We start from the raw sequence: 1,169 nt of genomic DNA on the forward strand, positions 1-1,169 counted from the left end.
GCGTGCTGTGGCGGCTTTGGCGGCGTTGTCGAAGGCGCCCGCCCCGAGGGGGCTGGCGGGGTTGTAGGGGGTGAGGAACTCGTCGTTGTGGCGCCCGAACACCTCGGCGAGGTCCTTGTTCAGGGACGGGGGCGCCAGCGGGGCGTCCCCGGCCCTGGGCACAGGAGAGCCGGGCCCGTGGTCGGGGTTGCCCGTGGGTGGGTCGTCCTTGACGGGACCTGCGGGTGGCCCGTCGGGTCCGCCTCCGCCGGGTGGCGGGATGTCGGTGTCGCGGCCGGGGCCGCCGGTGGGCGGCGGGGTGTCGGCGATCGGTCCTGTGGGGCCGGGCGGAGGGCCGGGGGGCGGCCCCGGCGGGGGCCCGTCGGGGGCTTCGCGCAGGGGCGGTCCGGGCGTACCGCTCCCGGGGCCGTCGCCTCCGGTGCGGAGGAGGGGCGGGGGGTCGGGCAGGTCCCTGAGGTTTTTGAGGCCGTTGTTGAGCAGGTCGGTGAGGTGTTTGCTGAACAGGCCGTCCATGCCGGCGGAGAAGACGGCGGACAGGGCGCCTTCCATGGCGGCGCCGATGTGGGCGCTCTTGGTGAGTTGGCCGTCGCGGTGGTGGCGGGTGCCGCGTCCGATCTGGATGCGTTGGATGATGCTGTCCATGCTGCCGAAGATCTGGCTGATGATCTGGTGGCTGGGGACGGTGATCAGGAGCCAGGTGAGGATGCGTCGCATGGCCAGGCTGCGGATGGCCTTGAAGATGGGGATCCACTTCAAGGAGGCGCCGAAGGTGAACTTGGCGGTGGCGATGGCCCAGGCGATCTCGGCGAGGAGTTGGATGAACTGGCCGATGACCATCATGTGCATGTACTCGACGTTGGCGCGTGCCTTGAAGAGTTCGGTGGACATGGTGGAGGAGTTGTCGCGGGCGGAGCCGACGTAGTTGTTGTCTCCCTTGGTGAACTGGTCCAGGGAGTGTTCGTAGTTGTCGGCGGTGCGGCCGCTGAAGTTGCGTCGTGCGTGGGAGCGGCTGAGGTTGAGCAGGTCCTCGAGGACGCCGAGGCGTTGGTTCAGGGTGGCGTAGACCTCGGAGGCGCGGCCGAGGTTGGCGAGGCTGACATTGGGGACCTCGATGCCGGTGAGGACCTTGATCGCGTTGCGTGAGGAGTCGGACATGTTCGGGTCCAACG

Annotated in this window: 1 pseudogene; it reads right to left on the reverse strand. The window is 69.5% G+C overall.

The window, feature by feature from the left end:
• Positions 1 to 1,155 (reverse strand): annotated as a pseudogene (locus Q8791_RS31700) (hypothetical protein); the annotation flags it as partial.
• Between the last annotated feature and the right edge of the window lie 14 nt (positions 1,156 to 1,169).

It is taken from the genome of Nocardiopsis codii (genome assembly GCF_036327455.1).
GTDB classification, from domain to species: Bacteria; Actinomycetota; Actinomycetes; order Streptosporangiales; family Streptosporangiaceae; genus Nocardiopsis; species Nocardiopsis codii.